The organism is Bacillus sp. MBGLi79 (assembly GCF_002953915.1).
This window is the reverse complement of record NZ_CP026521.1, coordinates 3,590,273-3,607,929: the sequence shown is the minus strand read 5'-3', so window position 1 is coordinate 3,607,929 and position 17,657 is coordinate 3,590,273. Positions and strand designations below refer to the sequence as shown.

The window sequence follows — 17,657 nt, the reverse complement described above, 5'->3', positions numbered from 1 at the left end:
TATTCAAAATAAAAGAAAAACAAGGGATAAGGGCTCGACCTCCTTATCCCTGCGATTCTTATTCAGCTTTGAAGGTTTTCAGCTCTTTCTCAGTTGTCGGGACTTCCAACCCGTCGATGATTTTTTTCTTCCATTTATCGACCTGTTTGATCACATCATCCGATAGATTTTGCTTAGATGGAGAAATGCCGACTCCGTCTTGATCAAGCCCGTAGGTAAGTGTTTCGCCACCCGGGAACTTTCCGTCACTCGCTTTTTTCGTTAAATCTTCAACCGCTGTGTCTACTTTTTTAACCATGGAAGTGAGGGTGACATTATTATCAGTTCCTTCTACCTGGCCTTCTGCGTATTGGTCTTTATCAACACCGATGACCCAGACATTGCGTTTTGGATCTTCTTTTTTCAGGTTTTTCGCTTCAGTAAAGACACCTGTGCCAGTGGCTCCTGCTGAGTGATAAATAACATCTACACCTGATTTATACATGCTTTCGGCGGTTGCTTTGCCGACATCGGCTTTATCGAAACCCCCTGCATATTTCACTTCCACAATGGCTTTAGGGCTTACAGCCTTCACACCGGCACGGAAGCCGACCTCGAATTTTTTGATTAACTCTGATTCCATGCCGCCTACAAAGCCGATTTTTCCTGATTTGCTTGATAGGGCTGCGGCCACTCCGACGAGAAATGAGCCTTCCTGTTCTTTAAACGTAATACTTGCGACGTTGTCTTTATCGACAACAGCATCTATAATCGCAAAGTTTGTATTTTTGCGCTGATCAGCAATTTCACTGATTGAATCCTCCATTAAGTAGCCGACGCCGTAAATCAAGTCAAAATTCTCACGTGCCAATTTATTTAAGTTCGTTGTATAGTCTGCATCAGATTTGGATTGAAGGTAGTCATAACCGTTTTTCCCTTTTTTCAGACCGTTTTCTTTCCCGAAGGCTTGGATGCCTTCCCAGGCTGATTGGTTGAATGATTTGTCATCCACTCCGCCTACGTCAGTAACCATCGCTACACTGAATTTGTTTTTGCCTTCGCCGGAGCCGCTGCTTTTTTCGCTGTTTCCGCACGCTCCTAATATAGTGCCTGCTGCGACCACAAGGGACATCGCCAATCCGATTTTTCGTTTATTCAAGATATAACCCCCCAGAAAAATTTGGTTCAAAGCTGATCCGGCCAGTCATGTGATGGGCTGTCCTGAACAATTTCTTAGAATCGATAAAATTTTCTGATAATAACAAATGGAATGCGCTGAGACAGTTCTATTCTTCCCTGAATAGGCGTGGTGTGAGTATTTCCTTCGAAAGGCGGGGAAGAGAAGGATGCGGAAGGCGTTCCGGGCGGAAAACCGTGACATCTTTTTTTGAAGTAAGACTTATGACTTAGTTTTTCGGGATCAACTAACCAATCATAATTTATCATTTAACTTATAAGAAATAAATAGAAATTTGCACAATTTTTTTAAAAGTATCTATTTTTAGAATTATTTGCTCGAAAATAGAAAAACCTTTATTATTCTTGTATAACTTACCAACAATACAATCAAGCGTCTTGCCAAGAGATATGACAAAAAAACGCACTGCTCGGAGCAAGCAGTGCGTTTTTTTATAGATATTGTTTTATTCCGTTAAGGTTACTGTTGTTTACGTTGTACTGAAACACTGGTCTTCCAATCGTTCCGTACGCCATTTCTACATTCAGGACCTGTATATCTTCAAGAAATTTTAAGTATTTTCGTATGGATACTTGAGAGATTTCTGTGTGCTTTGCTAAGTCTTCTGTCGTAAAAGATTCATTTTCAAATGACTGGATACTGGACCAGATCAGCTTTAGCGTGCTTTTTGTCAGGCCTTTAGGAAGCTGTACTTTTTCTGTTGCTTCTTTCTTTTGAAAAAGCTCGGCGTCGAGTTCTTTTTGACTCATGTTGCGATGGGTTGAATACACCTTTTGTTTTCGTCTGTAATCAGACAGAGCCGTTTGGAAACGTTCAAATTCAAACGGTTTGATTAAATAATCGACAGCTCCGTAACGAAGTGTTTTTTTGATCACGTCAAGCTCGCTGGCCGCTGAGATGACAATCACATCAACCGCTTCATTTTGGGCTCTCAATTCCGTCAGCAGTTCCAGCCCGTTTTTCCCCGGCATATAAATATCAAGCAAAATGAGGTCGATATGATGCTCGCCTAAGATATGCAACGCGCTTTGAAAGGAAGAAGCGATGCCTTTCAGCTGAAAGCCATCTATTTGGCTTAAGTATCGTTTATTTAATTCACCCACCATGGGGTCATCTTCAACTATTAGTACATTAATCATGATTTTCCTCCTTCGGTTCGTACGGGATGCGAATACTGAATGTCGTTCCTTCATTCTTTTCGCTTGTGAGGATCATTTGGCCCTTTAAATTTTCGATGCTTTGCTGTGTGAAATAAAGGCCGAATCCCCGGTTTTTGCCCTTTGTTGAATAGCCTTGTTCAAATACTTTGGCTTGGTCTTCTTCTGACATGCCTGCTCCAGTATCGGTAATTTCAATGTCCAGTATGCTGTTATGAAAGCGCATGGACATGGTGATTTGTTTTTTCGGCATATCGGCAACGGCGTCAAGGCCATTGTTGATGAGATTTCCGATAATTGTAATGAGTTCATGGATGACAGATGGGTCTGCCGCGTTCGGGATGACACCGTTGCATTCAATATCAAGATTTGCGCCCTGCTCACGTATGAAGCTTTGCTTTCCGAGCAGAAAACCGGCCAGTACGGAGCTTTTGACATCATTTATAATTTCACTTGTTTCTGATTTTTGCTGAATGGCAATATCTTTAATATAATCTCCAAGATCGTCATACTCTTTCAGCTGAACGAGCCCTAATATCACATGCAGTTTGTTCATAAATTCATGAGACTGCGCTCTCAGTGCGTTTGCATACATTTTAACACCTGATAGCTGTTCAGCTAAATGTTTTACCTCGGTCTTGTCTCGGAATGTTGCAATCGCTCCGACAGTTTGTCCTTTCAGCTGGATTGGAACTTCATTAAACACAAGCTCCAAACCGTTAATGCGGACGTCTCTGTCTTGAAGAGGTTTTTTTGTCTCAATAACCTTTTTCAAGCGGCTTTTCGGCAATATGTCATCTACATCCTGATCAATGGGATTTGTGTTGATGCCCATTTTGACGAATAGGCGCTTTGCTTCCGCGTTGGCAAGTTTGATTTTGCCGTGCTCATCGACAGCGAGTATTCCTTCCTTCGTCGATTCCAGCATCGCGCTCCGTTCTTCAAGGAGAGTCGCAATTTCATAAGGTTCAAGTCCGTACATGATATTTTTTACCGTACGGGCGACGATAACAGCTCCGATTACACCGACGAAGATGCTGACGCAGATAATGAAGTAAAGCGGCCGTAAGCTATGGCTGATCACTTCATCAATTTCATTTACGGTGATGCCGACCGCGACTGCACCGACCTGTTTTCCATTCTCCGCGTAGACAGGGACGAACGCTCTCTGCGATTTCCCGAGCGTACCAGAGGCTGTGCTGATATGGACATGCCCATTTAAAACCTCGGATTCATCACCGCCCCTGAATTTTTTTCCGATTTTGCTCGGGTCAGGATGGGTTTTGCGAATACCGTTCATATCCATGACGACAACAAATTCCGTGCCGGTGATTTTCTGAACCCGCTTTGTGTAGCTCTGCAGTTCCTTTTGTTTTTTTCCGCTTTCTAAAGCAGCGGCTGTCATCGGCGCTTCTGCTACCATTTCAGCAGTCTGCAGCGCAGTGGCCTTTTCCTGGTCTCTAATCCGTTTGGTCGTTTGGGCACCGACTGTGAAAAATGTAATGAGCAATGCGATTAATACAACGATACAAACAAATATGGTGAGTCTGGTTTGCAGTTTTAATGTTTTTTTCATATAAAACTTCCTTACGTTTTATGATTCCTGCGTACTACTTTACTCTCAAAATGCTGCTTTGTGAAGATTTGGGACCGTAATTCGTAAAAAGGAGAAAAAATGGAATAATTTATCTTGTCAATGTGTTTTAAGTCCTCCATAATAAATGAGGTAGATTATAGAAAGGGACTTTTTTATATGAAAAATACTTATTTGACAGGATATTTTCCGCTGATTGCGATCCTGCTTTTTAGTTCGTCCTTATCCATCTCAACTTCACTTTATGCGTTGAAGATGCTGTCTTCATTTGGAATGTACGATGGAATGCTCGATTATTTTTCAGAGAAAGGGATCAGGCTTGCGTTATTTGCTGCCTTTGCACTTTTATATTTTATGGTTCTGTCCGCTCTGAAATTGATAGCAAATACCGTGACTGAGCTGTCATTGCTGTTTTTTGCTAATGATCCGGAAGGGAACAACCTGAAAAAACTCAGAATGGGTTCCATGATTTATTTGGGCGGCGGGATTTTATCCTTTGTGCTCTTGCAAAATGTCATTTGGATTGTGATCTGGTTTGCGGTCGTCACGCTCGCTTACTTTGTGTTTACCGTATACCGGATTTATTCGACGCTTTCTCTCATGTCATTAGTTGGATTCATTCTATTGGAACTGCTGTTTTGGTTTACCTTTGTTATCGGTATTCTGTTCATATTTATCAAGCTTTATAATAGCATAATGGCTAGCTTACCTGTGTAAGCTAGCCATTTTTGCGTATCGGCAAACTCTTGCATTCGCGTTCAGACCTGAGCTTCGGTACTCTCTATACGCAATGAAACGGCGTCTGGAATCCGCAATCATCACATCCTGTGAAAATCTGCTCCGCTCACGCTGATAAGATGACAAAATCCTAAAACGAAGCCGTTTTAGGATTTTGTCGACACTCTGTGATGGCTAGCTTCCTAGCCACTTTTTTATGGTAAAAATCTTTTTTTAATAGAAGGGGAGGGGAGCATACATTCATTTTTTTTGCCAAACCACTTATAGCGGTTTTTGGCAATGAAAGAATAGACCATATCTCTGACAGGCTTCGGCACGGCGAAAAACAGGACGAAGAGCCGCCATGGGCCCCGCAGATGCCTGAAAACCTTAATGGCTGCAGTTGACTTTGTGTACACTTGGCCATCTTCAATAAAGACAAAGCTGTCAAACCGATCAGTCGGAAGCCCGCTTTTTTTCAGCAGGCTTTGTCCTGTTTCCGACTGCAGCGATGTGAAAGAAATCAATCCGTCCGGATCGCGTTTGATGATAAATTGCACGGCGCCATTGCATAAATTGCAGACGCCGTCAAACAGCAAAACGCGATTTGGAATTTGTTCTGAAGTCACCCGAGATCCCCTCCGATCCTTTAATAAGCAGCTTGCAGCGTTCCTTTCCAGATGGAAAGCTGAGGGCTGATGCTGTGAAGATATTCAACGCTGGTCGGTGTATCCTTTCCGACCCAAACCCCCATTGTATACGTATCTGTCAGGCCGACAAACCACATATCGTGATAATCATTTGATGTACCGGTTTTACCGCCGATGTAAGGCGCATTGAAATATGCTTTTTTCCCTGTTCCGCTTTTCACAACGGAAGACATCAGTTTTTTCAGCTGCATGTTCGTGCGTACGCTGAATATTTGAGTCGCTTTATCATTCCATTTATAAAGCGTTTTTCCTTTAAGGTCTGTCACCTTTGTAATCGCATGGCTCGGCGTATAGCTTCCGCTGTTGCCAAATGTCGTATAAGCCTTTGTCATCTCAAGAGGCGTCATGCCGTTTGTAAATCCGCCAAGCGCCGCCGGAAGAAGATAGTCGCTGTTGACAAGTTTGGCAAAATGATACGGCTCAATATAACTGAATGCCTTTTGGATGCCGACGCGGTCGAGCATTCTAATGGCCGGTGTATTATAAGAATTTTTAAACGCCGTATCAAGCGTCACTGTGCCGTACGTGCGGTTATTGTAGTTTTGCGGACAGTAATCTTTGCTGCAAAACTTGCTGGCATCAATGGTGCTGCTTGCTGTCGCTCCGGTCTGTTCAATATAAGGTCCGTAATCAAGAAGCGGCTTAATGGATGAACCCGGCTGTCTGTATGCCTGGTAGGCACGGTTAAAATCATATTTTTGATAGTTTTTCCCGCCGGACAGAGCAATGATTTGATGCGTCTGGTGATTAATCACAGCCGCTCCGCCCTGCACGCCCGCATACGGGAGCTTAGAATTCATTTGTGCCACAACTTGATTTTGCATGTACGGATTAAGTGCAGTATAAATTTTCACGCCGTCTTTCATCAGAGTGCTGACTCTTGCGGACAGCTCATTCTCGATTTTTTCTTTTTGTTTTCCTGACGCTTTCTGAAGGCGTTTATCAAAGCCTTCTGATTCAGACACCAGCTGAGTGAATTCATCGTTAACGTAGGAAACGTAGTCAGGATATTTGTCTTCTCTTTTTTCAACATCCAGTTTGATTTTTTGTTTGACGGCTTTTTTCAGCTCTTTGTCTGTAATGACCCCGGCATCTTTTAGCCCTTTAAGCAAACGTTCTTGACGGCTTTTCGTGTAGTCAAAATGCTTGAGAGGATCATATAATGTAGGGTTATTAGGTATAGCACAGATAAAAGCCATTTCTCCCACTGTGAGAGATTTCAACGGTTTGCTGAAATAGAATTGAGCCGCTGAACCGACGCCGTAAACACCATTGTTGAAATAAATAGTATTTAAGTAAGCTTCAAGAATTTCATTTTTCGTATACTTTTTCTCAAGCTGATAGGAATACGCGAGCTCTGTCAGCTTACGGCTGAAGGAGCGTTCGTGGCTCAAATACAAGTTTCTTGAAAGCTGCTGTGTGATAGTGCTGGCGCCCTGGTCAATTTTCTTGTCTTTTACGTTAGAAGCGGTTGCCCGCACCATTCCCATAAAGTCAAAGCCTTTATGCTCGTAAAAATGTTTGTCCTCAGATGTTAAGAAAATCTGTTTGACTTCCTCGGGAATCTTGTCAAATGGAACGAGCACGCGGTTTTCGTGGTCGCTGACGATTTCCGAGACAAGGGAGCCGTCCCTGTCATACATGTAGCTGTTCTGAACAAGGCTGATATCTTTCAGATTAATATTTTTATCAAGCACCTGATCCAGGGACTTCATTTGTTTGACTTCTTTTCCGGAAGCGATAACTGTAAATGCAAACAATGGGATTATGCAAAGGAGCAAAATCCATCCGATTATTTTTCGTAACATGGTCACTCTCTTTTCTCCTAAATTCTAGCCATATCGTACCATTCTTTTGAGATTACGAGAAGGTTAAATTTAGAAGATTCCTCAGTTTTTTATCGGAATCAGCTTGCTTTGGCATAGGAATCCTTCTGGAGTTTCGGCATGATCCAAAGCATACAGGCGCCGGCAAAAAAGAGAAACGCTGTGACATAAAAGGTGGCCGAAATCGTAAAATGGCTCGATATGATTCCGCCGAGAAGAGGCCCGAGCACGTTTCCTAAAAAGCGAAAGCTGACATTGTAGCCGAGAACTTCTCCTTGAATGCTGCCGGGAGCCTGAACGCGGATCGCTGCCGTGATGCATGGCAGCAAACCGCCCATCGCCATTCCGAACAAAAATCTGAAAACAAGGAGAACGCTGAGTGAGGACGCGAGCGCCTGCGGAATAAAAAAGAAAGAAGCGGCGAGCAAAAGTCCGATTAAAATGCGGCGGTGGCCGTAGCGGTCGCCAAGATCACCCCATTTTCTAGCCAGCAGCAAACTTCCGAGTCCCGTTGCTGAAAATGCCATGCCGGAGAAAAAGGCAAGATTGACAGGTCCGTGCAGCTCATTTACATATAAAGCGAGCAGGGGCTGGATACTGAAATTGCCTGTTTGAATCAGCATGGTTAACAGCATCATGACCCATAGCGCCGGCTGGTGAAAAATATAGGAGAGCACTTCTTTTCTCGAGTAAGACGTACGTTTGGCTGTTTTCTCTGCAAGAGGCTTTTCTTTGACACCAAATAACACGAGAAGAACAGACGAGAAAATCACAAAGGATGTGATAAAAAAGGTATACGTAAAGCCGAAACGATCAGCAAGCATGCCTCCCAAAAGCGGGCCGAACAAGCTTCCGGACACTTGCCCCATTTGCAGCGTGCCAAGTGTTTTGCCGGCTGAGCTCTTCGGAGTCTGTGCCGAAATCATCGCAAGAGATGTCGGGATGAATCCGGTTACAAGACCCATTGCCATACGCAGAAAAAACAATTGGTACACCGATGTAACAAAGCCCATGAAGAAAATGCTGAGGGCAATGCCCGTTCCGGTTGCCATAAGGATTTTCTTGTATCCGCGTTTGTCTCCGAACCGTCCCCAAAACGGGGATACCAAAAACGCCATGAGAAATGTAATGCCGAACACATAGCCGCTCCATCTTTGCACAAAGCCGTTTGAAAAAGAGCTGAGCGACTCAATGTATAAGGAGAGAAAAGGAACGATCATCGTTGTGCTAGCGGAGACAAAAAAGTTCGCCAGCCATACAATGACAAAGTTTTTCTTGCGGGTAGAAATAACATCACCTTCTTATTATTTCGGGTTCCTTACTAATTATAAAGAAACAATTCACAATTTAAAAGAAACAAAGCGGCTGGGAAAATTCATTATTTTTAGAAAATGAAGAAATGTCGAGAAGGGGAATTGATATACTATAAAGATAGCATTTTCTGATCGGAGGAAAGGCAGGTGTAAAAAGGTGACGACAAACAGCTTACTCATTATTGATTTCGAATTTACAATGCCCGACGGAAAGTACAGTCCGCAAAACTTCTTCCCGGAAATCATTGAAGCCGGAATTGTAAAGTCGATTGATGATGAAGTAGTTGAGACGTTTTCTAGCTATGTGAGACCGAAAAAGTTCCCGAAGCTTACGAAACGCTGCAAGACATTTTTAAAAATCACCCAAAAACAGGTAGACGAAGGAATAAGATTCGAGGATCTCATCCGTAAACTAAACGAGCTTGATCCTGAGAAAAACAGCACAATTATTACGTGGGGAAACATGGATATGAAAGTGCTGAAGCAAAACTGTATGTTTAACCATATCCCATTCCCGTTTAAGGGAGAAATGAGAGATTTATCGCTTGAATACAAAAACTTTTTTGGAGACCGGACATTGACGGGTTTATGGAAAGCTGCTGAAGAGTATGGAGATTCCGGAACCGGCACCCATCATAAAGCGCTTGATGATGCTCTCACAGCATATAAACTTTTTAAGCTTGTTGAGCAGGATAAGCAGTATCTCGAAAAGCCAAAACCGCCCACAATTGGCGAAAGAATCGATTTAACCGAACTGTTCAAGCGCGCGACGTAAAAAACCCAATCTTTTGTCAGACTGGGTTATGGCCGATTGAAATATTCTTTTTCTAAAATATCCAGATTATGTAGGGAGCGCTTTGCCCACTCCGAACCATCCTCATTCAATTTGGCTCTCAGCTGTGCTGTCGCCTCCCGCAGAGATTCGGTATAATCCGGCACTTCACCGTCATAAGGCTTCACCATATGGTGGGGGATATTTGTCTGTTCACCGTATGCGAGCGCTTTTCTCTCATGAAAAAACGGCACATCCGCCTGTTTTGGATGATGAAGGTCTCCTTGGGCGGGGTGGGTAAGAACAGCTTTCACTTTCACTAAATAATGCTGCGGCCTGCAAGCCGTGATTTCTCCTATGTATACACCTGTTTTGTAAAATCCTTTAACAATAGAGCCTGTCTCAAACGTGCTCATCTGTCATCACCTCGCATTTATTCTATTAAAGTTCCAAGCGATTTGCTAGTGAGGAAGATCAGCGGGAAGCTTAATTGTCACCGTAGTGCCTTTTTGAAAGCTGCTGTTAAATGAAATGGTCCCGTGATGATGTTCAATAATGGAAAAGGTTACGGTAAGGCCGAGTCCCGTTCCGTTCGTTTTTAAGGAATAATAAGGTTCGCCGAGTTTTTGCATTTGATGGTCTGTCATCCCGACCCCATTATCTGTGATGTTAATCATGATCGTATGGCCGTTTCTTTTGGCCGATATGCGGATCATCCCCTTCCCGTGAGGAACCGCTTCAATACTGTTTTTCATCATGTTGATGACAGCTTGCTTTAGCTTTGTTGCGTCCCCGTATATCAAAAGGTCCGGTTCTGTTTCAGCCTCGACGGTTACTGACTTGTAATTGGCATACGACACCATAAGGTTGCTTGTCTCTTTAATAAGGGCAGATAAATCAAAAACCTCTTTTTCATATAATTGCTGTTTCGCCATATCGAGATAGTTTGTAATAATGCCTTGTGCCCGGTCAAGCTCTGACAGTACAAGCTGTTTGTAATCCGCACTCGACTTGTTTTGCAGGGTTTCGTCATTAAAAAGCAGCTGGATAAACCCGCGGACAACTGTCAAAGGATTCCTGACCTCATGAGCGACGCTCGCTGCCAGTTCGCTCACAATCGTCATTTTTTCAGAATGGATAAGCTGTGAGCGCAAGGCGATATTTTCGGCGATGCTTTCGATAATATAGATGCTTAATAGAAGAACACTGGAGCGGAAAAGCCCTGAGACTACCGCCTCGTAAACGAAAATTCCTGATTTTTGAAAATTTAAAATATTTAAGGCGGAAAGAATCCAGCTGGAGGCGAAAAATAGGAAAATCTCCAAGCAGCTGATCGATAATGACAGCAGCAGTTTTTTCGCTTTGGACATAAATGGCCATTTTTTCTGAAATAGGATTGGGATAATGATAAGAAAAGGCAGCAAAGTGAAAACAAATATTGCGGAAGGTTCGTAAAAAAGCAGTTCAAAACATAGGACAGATGCGGCGACTGTGAGTCCGGAAGCGGTGCTAATGTAAAATAAACAAATGATAACGGGAATCATCTGAAGGCCGTATTGTATGTAGTCCATTTCATGAATCGGGAAAAGAATGCATAAAACGGAGGCGCCGCAGGCGAAGAGCGTGACCAAACCGCTGTTTATTTTTGGCACAAGAATCGCAGGTTTTCCAAGCCAAAACACTTGGTAAAGAAGAATAGGAAACAAAATAAAGCAGATATGCAGGAGATAGTCTTTTAGAATTTCCATTCGTGTGAAATCCTTTCGTATAAAATATGAATCTATTATAACACTAAATATTAGATGTAAAATATAAAATTCCTTTATTAAGAACGCCTTTACGAATGAAGACGTAAAGGCGTTTCAGAGCTATATTTATGATAATGCGGTTTTGATGCGGCGCAGGCCGTCCTGCAGGGTTGCGAGAGAACATCCCGCGTTTAGGCGCATAAATCCTTCTCCGCCAGGCCCGTATTTCGTCCCGGGCTCTAGAATAACCTTTCCCTTTTTTAGCATTCTTTGCTGAAGCTCTGTGTCGGACAAGCCGTAAGCGCTAAAGTCGAGCCAGATCAGGTATGATGCATCCGGTTTCATCATTTTGACCTTCGGCATCTCGGAGCTCAAAAAGGCTTCCGCTTCGGTCATGTTTTTCTCAAGGTAAGAGATCAATTCATCAAGCCACGGCCCGCCTTTTGAGTATGCGGCTTCGATTGCAGTGACGGCAAACGCGTTTAATCCGCCTAAACCATTGCGCTGCAGGCTTGCAGAAAACTTGGCGCGCTTCAGGCGATCGGGAATCATGATTGCCGAAGCCTGCAATCCGGCGATATTGAATGTTTTGCTTGGCGCAACACATGTCACGGAAAGATCAGCGAAATCGTCAGAGAGCGAAGCGAACGGCGTGTGTTTGTGTCCGTACAGCATTAAATCGGAATGGATTTCATCGGATACAACTGTGACGCCATGCTTAAGACACAATTCGCCCAGCTTCAGTAAATCTTCACGGCTCCATGAACGACCTGAAGGGTTATGAGGATTGCATAAAATAAACAATGTAACGCTTGGGTCACTAAGCTTCGTTTCCAAATCGTCAAAATCCATTGCATATGAGCCGTCTTTTTCTAGCAAAGGATTATGTAAAATGTGCCGGCCGTTTTTCTCAACCATATGGTAAAAAGGCGTATAAACTGGAGGCTGTACAACGACTTGATCGCCAGGCTCCGTGAAAGCTTGTACCGCCATGCTCAAAGCCGTTACAATGCCCGGGCTGAATGTGATGCTTTCCGGATTCACCTTCCAGCCGTGCCTGTTTTGCATCCATGCGCACACCGCTTCCTTCGTTTTTTGATCCGGAGCCGTATAACCGAAAATACCGTGTTCAAGGCGCTCTTTTAATGCTTCAGTTATCGCTTCCGGCGCGCGAAAATCCATATCCGCCACCCACATCGGGAGTGCGTCTGTCACGCCGAATAATTCGCCTGTTTTGTCCCATTTGACCGATTGGGTGCCAAGGCGTTCTTCTCGTTTATCAAAGTTCATTCTGTTACCTCCACATGTATGTTTATTCTTCTAAGCTTCACTATGATAAGATAGAACTGCAAATTTTATTATAAGCGGTGATGAATATGGAAGAAAGTCAAGCGGTGGGGGAAATGATCAAGATCATTGCCAAATGGGACCCGTTTAAATATGGTGAAGAGTTTTACGAAACGGAGGCAGTTGATGTCGTGCAGGCGGTCTATGATGAAGACGACCCCGCCCTGCTGGCGAAACGCATTCAGCATATATTTGAAACTTCTTTTGAACAAACGCTGCCGATCGACAGCTGCCGGGAAGTGGCTGGCCAGCTTTTATACATTAAAAACAGCAGCTCCTGCACACTTTAAAAAACCGGTTCAGCACCGGTTTTTTTCTATTTGATAAAATCAGCAATGTGTTCGGAAACAAGCTCAGGCCGTTCTTCAGGCACCAGATGTCCGGTTTGGCTAAATGAGTATAGCACGGAATTAGGCAAATCCGCGTGCAGCCGTTTACCGATCTCCATTGGGACAATTCGATCCTCCTCGCCCCAAATCAATAATGCAGGCTTGTTCATTCTCTTCAATTGTTCGGCTTCTAAATCTCCTTCTCTGTGGCGGATAAACCTTGTCATGGCTTTGAAAATCTGCTCGTCCTGAAACGGTCTGCCATAGCCGTCAATCATATCCTCATCAATCAGCGATTTGTCATGCACAACATTTAATAAATTTTTCATCACGCCTTCTTTCGAGAGCCAGCGCTTGATATATAGATGAAAATACGGAATATGGGTCCCGAAAATGATCGTTGGATGTGAGCGTTTTAAATATCCTGAACTGCAAAGCAGCACAACCTTTGAAAAAAGCTCTGGTTTTTGGAGAGCAGCAGACAATGATATTTGTCCGCCCATAGAATGTCCGATAAGCACAGCTTGTTTCACTTGCAAGTGCTCCAAAATCCCAATGACAAGCTTTGCGAGGTTTTGATAGGTATAGATAAACGTTCTTGATTTTTCAGATTGGCCGAAAGGAGGCAAATCAAGCGCGATGATATCGTACTTGTCCCGAAGGAGAGGGATTACTTTTCTGAAGCTGAAAGCAGATGATAAAAAACCGTGTACACAGACCAGCGTTTGCCTGCCAGGATTTTGATAATGTTCGTAGTATACATTGACTCCATCGACCGTAAACCGCCTTATTGATGAAACCGCCTCCATTCTGTGTCACTCCCTTTTTTTGATGTTTGTATTGTGCCCTGAAATTGTCAATTCTAGCGGAAGTTTCTCCTCGTTTTTTGTTAGCATTCGTCAAAAAACGTGATATAATGTCATGAGATTTCTTGACATTGCAAAGGTGTGAATCAAATGAAGTTGACAGAAAAAGAAACAGAAATATTAGAAATTTTAGACGAAAACAGCCGCGCCGATTTAGAAACCATTGCGAAGATGGCGGGCATCCCTGTAAATGAAGTAAAAACGATTATTGACAAACTGGAGAAAGAAAAGGTTATTATCGATTATTCCGCTATGATTGACTGGCGAAAAGTTGACGGACATGAGGGCGTTACGGCCATGATTGACGTCAAAGTAACGCCGAAGCGGGGAGTCGGTTTTGATGAAGTGGCGGAACGGATTTACCGATTCCAAGAGGTTGAATCAGTTTACCTGATGTCAGGCGTGTACGATTTGTCTGTCGTGATTCGCGGCAATTCGATGTCTGACGTAGCGCGTTTTGTTTCAGATAAACTGTCAACGCTTGATTCAGTTGTATCTACGACAACCCATTTTATCCTGAAAAAATACAAGCATGACGGCAAAGTGTTTGAAACAGGAGACGACGACAAAAGAATCGTGGTGTCCCCGTAAATGACTTCGTATTTATCAGACTATGTACAACAAATAAAACCATCAGGCATCCGCAAATTCTTTGATTTGGCGGCAACGATGGAAGGCGTCATTTCTTTAGGTGTCGGAGAGCCTGATTTTGTTACCGCGTGGAATGTCCGTGAAGCAAGCATTCTCTCTCTTGAACAAGGATATACGTCATACACGGCCAATGCCGGTTTATACTCATTGCGAGAGGAAATCAGCCGTTATTTGAGCAACAGGTTTGACCTTAGCTACTCGCCAGATAATGAGCTGATTGTGACAGTAGGGGCAAGTCAGGCTTTGGATATTGCGATCCGTGCCCTTGTGAATCCAGGTGAGGAAGTCATCATACCTGAGCCATGTTTTGTGGCATACGATGCGCTTGTTTCTTTGGCAGGCGGTATCCCGGTTCATGTTCATACAACAGCAGACAAAGGGTTTAAAGCAACGGCCGCTGATTTTGAAGCGGCAGTCACTGAAAAAACAAAGGCCATTCTCATCTGCTCACCATCGAATCCGACAGGTTCGGTTTATTCGAAGGAAGAGCTGAATGCGATTGCTGAGTTTGCCAAAAAACATGATGTCATTGTCTTAGCCGACGAGATCTACGCGGAGCTGACATATGATGAGGAATTTACAAGTATAGCGGCATTACCGGGAATGAAGGAACGGACGGTCGTCATTTCAGGCTTTTCAAAAGCATTTGCGATGACGGGCTGGAGGCTTGGTTTTGCTGCAGCACCATCCATGCTTCGGGATGCAATGCTTAAAATCCATCAATATGCGATGATGTGCGCGCCCGCAATGGCGCAGTTTGCCGCCCTTGAAGGACTGAAGAACGGCATGGAAGACGTAGAAAAAATGAAAAAAAGCTATCGAAGAAGACGGAATTTGTTTGTAGAATCTCTCAATGAAATCGGTCTCAGCTGCCATCACCCGGGCGGCGCTTTCTATGCTTTTCCATCCATTAAAAGCACGGGAATGAGCTCAGAACAGTTTGCAGAAGAGCTTCTGACGCAGGAAAAAGTGGCAGTTGTTCCGGGAAGCGTGTTTGGCCCGAGCGGTGAAGGATATATCCGCTGTTCATACGCAACCTCGATTGAACAGCTTCAAGAAGCGTTAGTCAGAATGAAACGCTTCCTCCACAAAACAACATAAAAAAAGATACGAACCTTTTGTTCGCATCCAATAAAAGGGGGGAATACTAGAAAGCCTTTGGTATTTTCAGTTTACCCCCTTTTTGCCGTGCACAAACCTGATTTTTTATAAAAAAAGATTTCTTTGCGAAAATAAGACATGTGTGATATAATTTTAAATTGCGTATAAACAGATATTTAATTTAACTTAGGAGTTGTTATGAATGGCAGCAAAATTTGAAGTGGGCAGTGTTTACACTGGTAAAGTTACAGGATTACAAGCGTATGGTGCGTTTGTTGCATTAGATGAAGAAACTCAAGGTTTAGTACACATTTCTGAAGTGACTCACGGTTTCGTAAAAGATATCAACGAGCACCTTTCAGTTGGCGACGAAGTACAAGTAAAGGTACTTGCTGTTGATGAAGAAAAAGGCAAAATCAGCCTTTCAATTCGTGCGACACAAGCTGCGCCTGAGAAAAAAGAAAGCAAACCAAGAAAACCTAAAGCTGCGCAAGTAAGCGAAGAAGCTTCTACACCACAAGGTTTCAACACATTAAAAGATAAGCTTGAAGAGTGGATCGAAATGTCCAACCGCAAAGACCTTATCAAAAAATAAGTATGAAAAAAGCACCGGACAGGAATGTTCGGTGCTTTTGCTTTCATGCAAAATCCTATTTCAGCGTATTGATATCCTATCGCATTTCAGGATTTGCTGCTTCTTCACGTGATCTTTCCTCGTTTGGCTTAAATAGCAGACCGAGGTTGATTAAGCCGGCGATTCCGACAAGTCCGTAAATGATTCGGGAAAGGGCTGACCCTTGGCCGCCGAAAATAGCCGCAACTAAGTCAAATTGGAAAAATCCGATCAGTCCCCAGTTAATAGCGCCAATGATGGTTAATACAAGACAAATTCTCTGAATGGTACTCATGTTTTGCAACCTCCTCCATGAATTATTAAAACAGTTATAGATTGTGACATATTGGAGAATCTATACATGCTTTCTCCATATGAGGGAAACTGGCCTGCCCTCGCTTATATCAGCTTCTTTCCCAGCATTTTGCAAGATAAAACCATCAGATATGCTGAGAGGCGAGAGCTGATTGCTTTACATGTGGTGAGGACATTCTGCATAATAAAAAATCTAAGGAGGAGATGTCATGCAAAACTTTACATACTGGAATCCGACCAAATTAATTTTCGGGCGCGGCGAAGTGGAAAGACTTCCGGAGGAACTCAAACCTTACGGGAAAAACATATTGCTTGTGTACGGAGGCGGCAGCATTAAACGCAGCGGCCTGTATGATCAAGTGATCGAACAGCTGAATAAAGCCGGAGCGACCGTGCATGAACTAGCAGGTGTGGAACCGAATCCGCGTGTGTCGACTGTTAATAAGGGTGTTGCCATCTGTAAAGAACACAACATTGATTTCTTACTGGCTGTCGGAGGCGGAAGCGTCATCGACTGTACAAAAGCGATTGCCGCAGGAGCAAAGTATGATGGTGATGCGTGGGATATCGTCACGAAAAAACATCAGCCAAAAGATGCTTTGCCATTTGGAACGGTATTGACTCTCGCTGCGACTGGTTCTGAAATGAACTCAGGCTCTGTTATTACAAACTGGGAAACAAAAGAAAAATATGGCTGGGGAAGCCCGCTCGTATTCCCTAAATTCTCGATTCTTGATCCGGTGAATACATTCACTGTACCTAAAAACCACACGATCTACGGGATGGTTGACATGATGAGCCATGTATTCGAACAATACTTCCATCATGTATCAAACACACCGTATCAGGACCGCATGTGTGAATCACTTCTTCGTACAGTGATTGAAACAGCGCCTAAGCTGATCAATGACCTCGAAAATTACGAATTGCGTGAGACGATTCTGTACACAGGAACAATCGCATTAAACGGCATGCTTTCTATGGGTGCAAGAGGGGATTGGGCTACTCATAATATTGAACATGCAGTATCAGCCGTTTATGATATTCCGCATGCCGGGGGACTGGCAATTCTGTTCCCGAACTGGATGAGACACACATTGTCTGAAAACCCTGCCCGCATGAAACAGCTTGCAGTTCGTGTGTTTGGTGTTGAAGAAGCAGGTAAAACAGATGAAGAAATCGCACGTGAAGGTATCGATAAACTGTCTGCGTTCTGGACAAGCCTTGGCGCTCCGAACCGTCTTGCTGATTATGATATTAATGATGAGCAGCTTGACACAATCGCTGACAAGGCAATGGCTAACGGTACATTCGGCCAATTTAAATCACTCAACAAAGAAGATGTGCTGTCAATTCTGAAGGCATCTCTATAAAAAAAGGGGAAATAGCCGTTTGGCTGCTTCCCTTTTTCTTTTTGTCAA

Annotated in this window: 19 protein-coding genes; 8 read left to right on the top strand and 11 right to left on the bottom strand. The window is 43.5% G+C overall.

Annotated elements, in window-relative coordinates:
- Nucleotides 1-58: 58 nt before the first annotated feature.
- The 3 genes from nupN to maeL form a co-directional block, all read right to left on the bottom strand.
- Complete coding sequence (nupN, locus tag C1T29_RS18420) at nt 59-1,138, bottom strand: guanosine ABC transporter substrate-binding protein NupN (protein WP_103750152.1); 1,080 nt, start codon at nt 1,136-1,138, stop codon at nt 59-61.
- A 470-nt stretch (nt 1,139-1,608) separates the two neighbouring features.
- Complete coding sequence (gene maeM / locus C1T29_RS18415) at nt 1,609-2,316, bottom strand: two-component system response regulator MaeM (protein WP_014477821.1); 708 nt, start codon at nt 2,314-2,316, stop codon at nt 1,609-1,611.
- Nucleotides 2,309-3,910 (bottom strand): two-component system sensor histidine kinase MaeL, encoded by a 1,602-nt coding sequence (gene maeL, locus C1T29_RS18410; RefSeq protein WP_103750151.1) that lies wholly within the window; start codon nt 3,908-3,910, stop codon nt 2,309-2,311. The genes maeM and maeL overlap by 8 nt, the downstream gene beginning before the upstream one ends.
- Nucleotides 3,911-4,087: 177 nt before the next feature.
- Here maeL and C1T29_RS18405 point away from each other — a divergent pair, with 177 nt between their 5' ends.
- The gene (locus tag C1T29_RS18405) at nt 4,088-4,645 is read left to right on the top strand and encodes a YufK family protein (protein WP_003228837.1); all 558 of its coding nucleotides are present in this window, start codon (nt 4,088-4,090) and stop codon (nt 4,643-4,645) included.
- A gap of 215 nt (nt 4,646-4,860) precedes the next feature.
- Here the strand turns inward: C1T29_RS18405 and C1T29_RS18400 are convergent, their stop codons facing one another.
- The 3 genes from C1T29_RS18400 to C1T29_RS18390 all read right to left on the bottom strand — a co-directional run bounded on the left by C1T29_RS18400 (nt 4,861) and on the right by C1T29_RS18390 (nt 8,470).
- Nucleotides 4,861-5,274, bottom strand: coding sequence for a thiol-disulfide oxidoreductase DCC family protein (locus C1T29_RS18400; RefSeq protein ID WP_003228839.1), 414 nt, complete (start codon nt 5,272-5,274; stop codon nt 4,861-4,863).
- 20 nt (nt 5,275-5,294) lie between these two features.
- Nucleotides 5,295-7,169, bottom strand: a complete 1,875-nt coding sequence (locus C1T29_RS18395) for a transglycosylase domain-containing protein (RefSeq protein WP_080478269.1) — start codon at nt 7,167-7,169, stop codon at nt 5,295-5,297.
- 92 nt (nt 7,170-7,261) lie between these two features.
- A complete protein-coding gene (locus C1T29_RS18390; RefSeq protein ID WP_095431798.1) occupies nt 7,262-8,470 on the bottom strand; it encodes a multidrug efflux MFS transporter in 1,209 nt (402 codons plus the stop codon).
- Here C1T29_RS18390 and C1T29_RS24900 point away from each other — a divergent pair.
- Entirely contained in the window at nt 8,373-8,576 is a 204-nt protein-coding gene (locus C1T29_RS24900) for a hypothetical protein (RefSeq protein WP_014665172.1), read from the top strand. The two genes, C1T29_RS18390 and C1T29_RS24900, sit on opposite strands and share 98 nt — an antisense overlap.
- A gap of 75 nt (nt 8,577-8,651) precedes the next feature.
- Nucleotides 8,652-9,269: a 3'-5' exonuclease KapD gene (gene kapD / locus C1T29_RS18385; protein ID WP_014665171.1), complete on the top strand. Its 618-nt coding sequence runs from the start codon at nt 8,652-8,654 to the stop codon at nt 9,267-9,269.
- 26 nt (nt 9,270-9,295) lie between these two features.
- Here the strand turns inward: kapD and kapB are convergent, their stop codons facing one another.
- The 3 genes from kapB to patB form a co-directional block, all read right to left on the bottom strand.
- Complete coding sequence (gene kapB / locus C1T29_RS18380) at nt 9,296-9,682, bottom strand: kinase-associated lipoprotein KapB (RefSeq protein ID WP_015384502.1); 387 nt, start codon at nt 9,680-9,682, stop codon at nt 9,296-9,298.
- A gap of 45 nt (nt 9,683-9,727) precedes the next feature.
- Nucleotides 9,728-11,014: a sporulation sensor histidine kinase KinB gene (gene kinB / locus C1T29_RS18375; RefSeq protein ID WP_103750150.1), complete on the bottom strand. Its 1,287-nt coding sequence runs from the start codon at nt 11,012-11,014 to the stop codon at nt 9,728-9,730.
- Between the two features lie 126 nt (nt 11,015-11,140).
- Nucleotides 11,141-12,304 carry a cystathionine beta-lyase PatB gene (gene patB, locus C1T29_RS18370; RefSeq protein ID WP_103750149.1) on the bottom strand — a complete coding sequence of 388 codons (1,164 nt, stop codon included), beginning with the start codon at nt 12,302-12,304 and terminating at the stop codon, nt 11,141-11,143.
- Between the two features lie 86 nt (nt 12,305-12,390).
- Between patB and C1T29_RS18365 the strand changes: the two genes are divergently transcribed.
- Entirely contained in the window at nt 12,391-12,651 is a 261-nt protein-coding gene (locus C1T29_RS18365) for a YugE family protein (RefSeq protein ID WP_014665167.1), read from the top strand.
- Between the two features lie 26 nt (nt 12,652-12,677).
- Here C1T29_RS18365 and C1T29_RS18360 read toward each other — a convergent pair whose 3' ends face one another.
- Nucleotides 12,678-13,499 carry an alpha/beta fold hydrolase gene (locus C1T29_RS18360; protein ID WP_103750148.1) on the bottom strand — a complete coding sequence of 274 codons (822 nt, stop codon included), beginning with the start codon at nt 13,497-13,499 and terminating at the stop codon, nt 12,678-12,680.
- Between the two features lie 147 nt (nt 13,500-13,646).
- On the opposite strand from C1T29_RS18360, the gene C1T29_RS18355 reads away from it, so the two are divergent.
- From C1T29_RS18355 to yugI, 3 genes are all read left to right on the top strand, one after another.
- Nucleotides 13,647-14,147, top strand: a complete 501-nt coding sequence (locus C1T29_RS18355) for an Lrp/AsnC family transcriptional regulator (RefSeq protein ID WP_009968070.1) — start codon at nt 13,647-13,649, stop codon at nt 14,145-14,147.
- Nucleotides 14,148-15,308, top strand: a complete 1,161-nt coding sequence (locus C1T29_RS18350) for an aminotransferase (protein ID WP_014665165.1) — start codon at nt 14,148-14,150, stop codon at nt 15,306-15,308.
- A gap of 202 nt (nt 15,309-15,510) precedes the next feature.
- The gene (gene yugI, locus C1T29_RS18345) at nt 15,511-15,903 is read left to right on the top strand and encodes a S1 domain-containing post-transcriptional regulator GSP13 (protein ID WP_003228864.1); all 393 of its coding nucleotides are present in this window, start codon (nt 15,511-15,513) and stop codon (nt 15,901-15,903) included.
- Nucleotides 15,904-15,979: 76 nt separating this feature from the next.
- On the opposite strand, the gene C1T29_RS18340 is transcribed toward yugI, so the two are convergent.
- Nucleotides 15,980-16,216 carry a DUF378 domain-containing protein gene (locus C1T29_RS18340; protein ID WP_003220771.1) on the bottom strand — a complete coding sequence of 79 codons (237 nt, stop codon included), beginning with the start codon at nt 16,214-16,216 and terminating at the stop codon, nt 15,980-15,982.
- Nucleotides 16,217-16,445: 229 nt separating this feature from the next.
- Here C1T29_RS18340 and C1T29_RS18335 point away from each other — a divergent pair, with 229 nt between their 5' ends.
- A complete protein-coding gene (locus tag C1T29_RS18335) occupies nt 16,446-17,609 on the top strand; it encodes an iron-containing alcohol dehydrogenase (RefSeq protein WP_103030918.1) in 1,164 nt (387 codons plus the stop codon).
- Nucleotides 17,610-17,657: the final 48 nt, after the last annotated feature.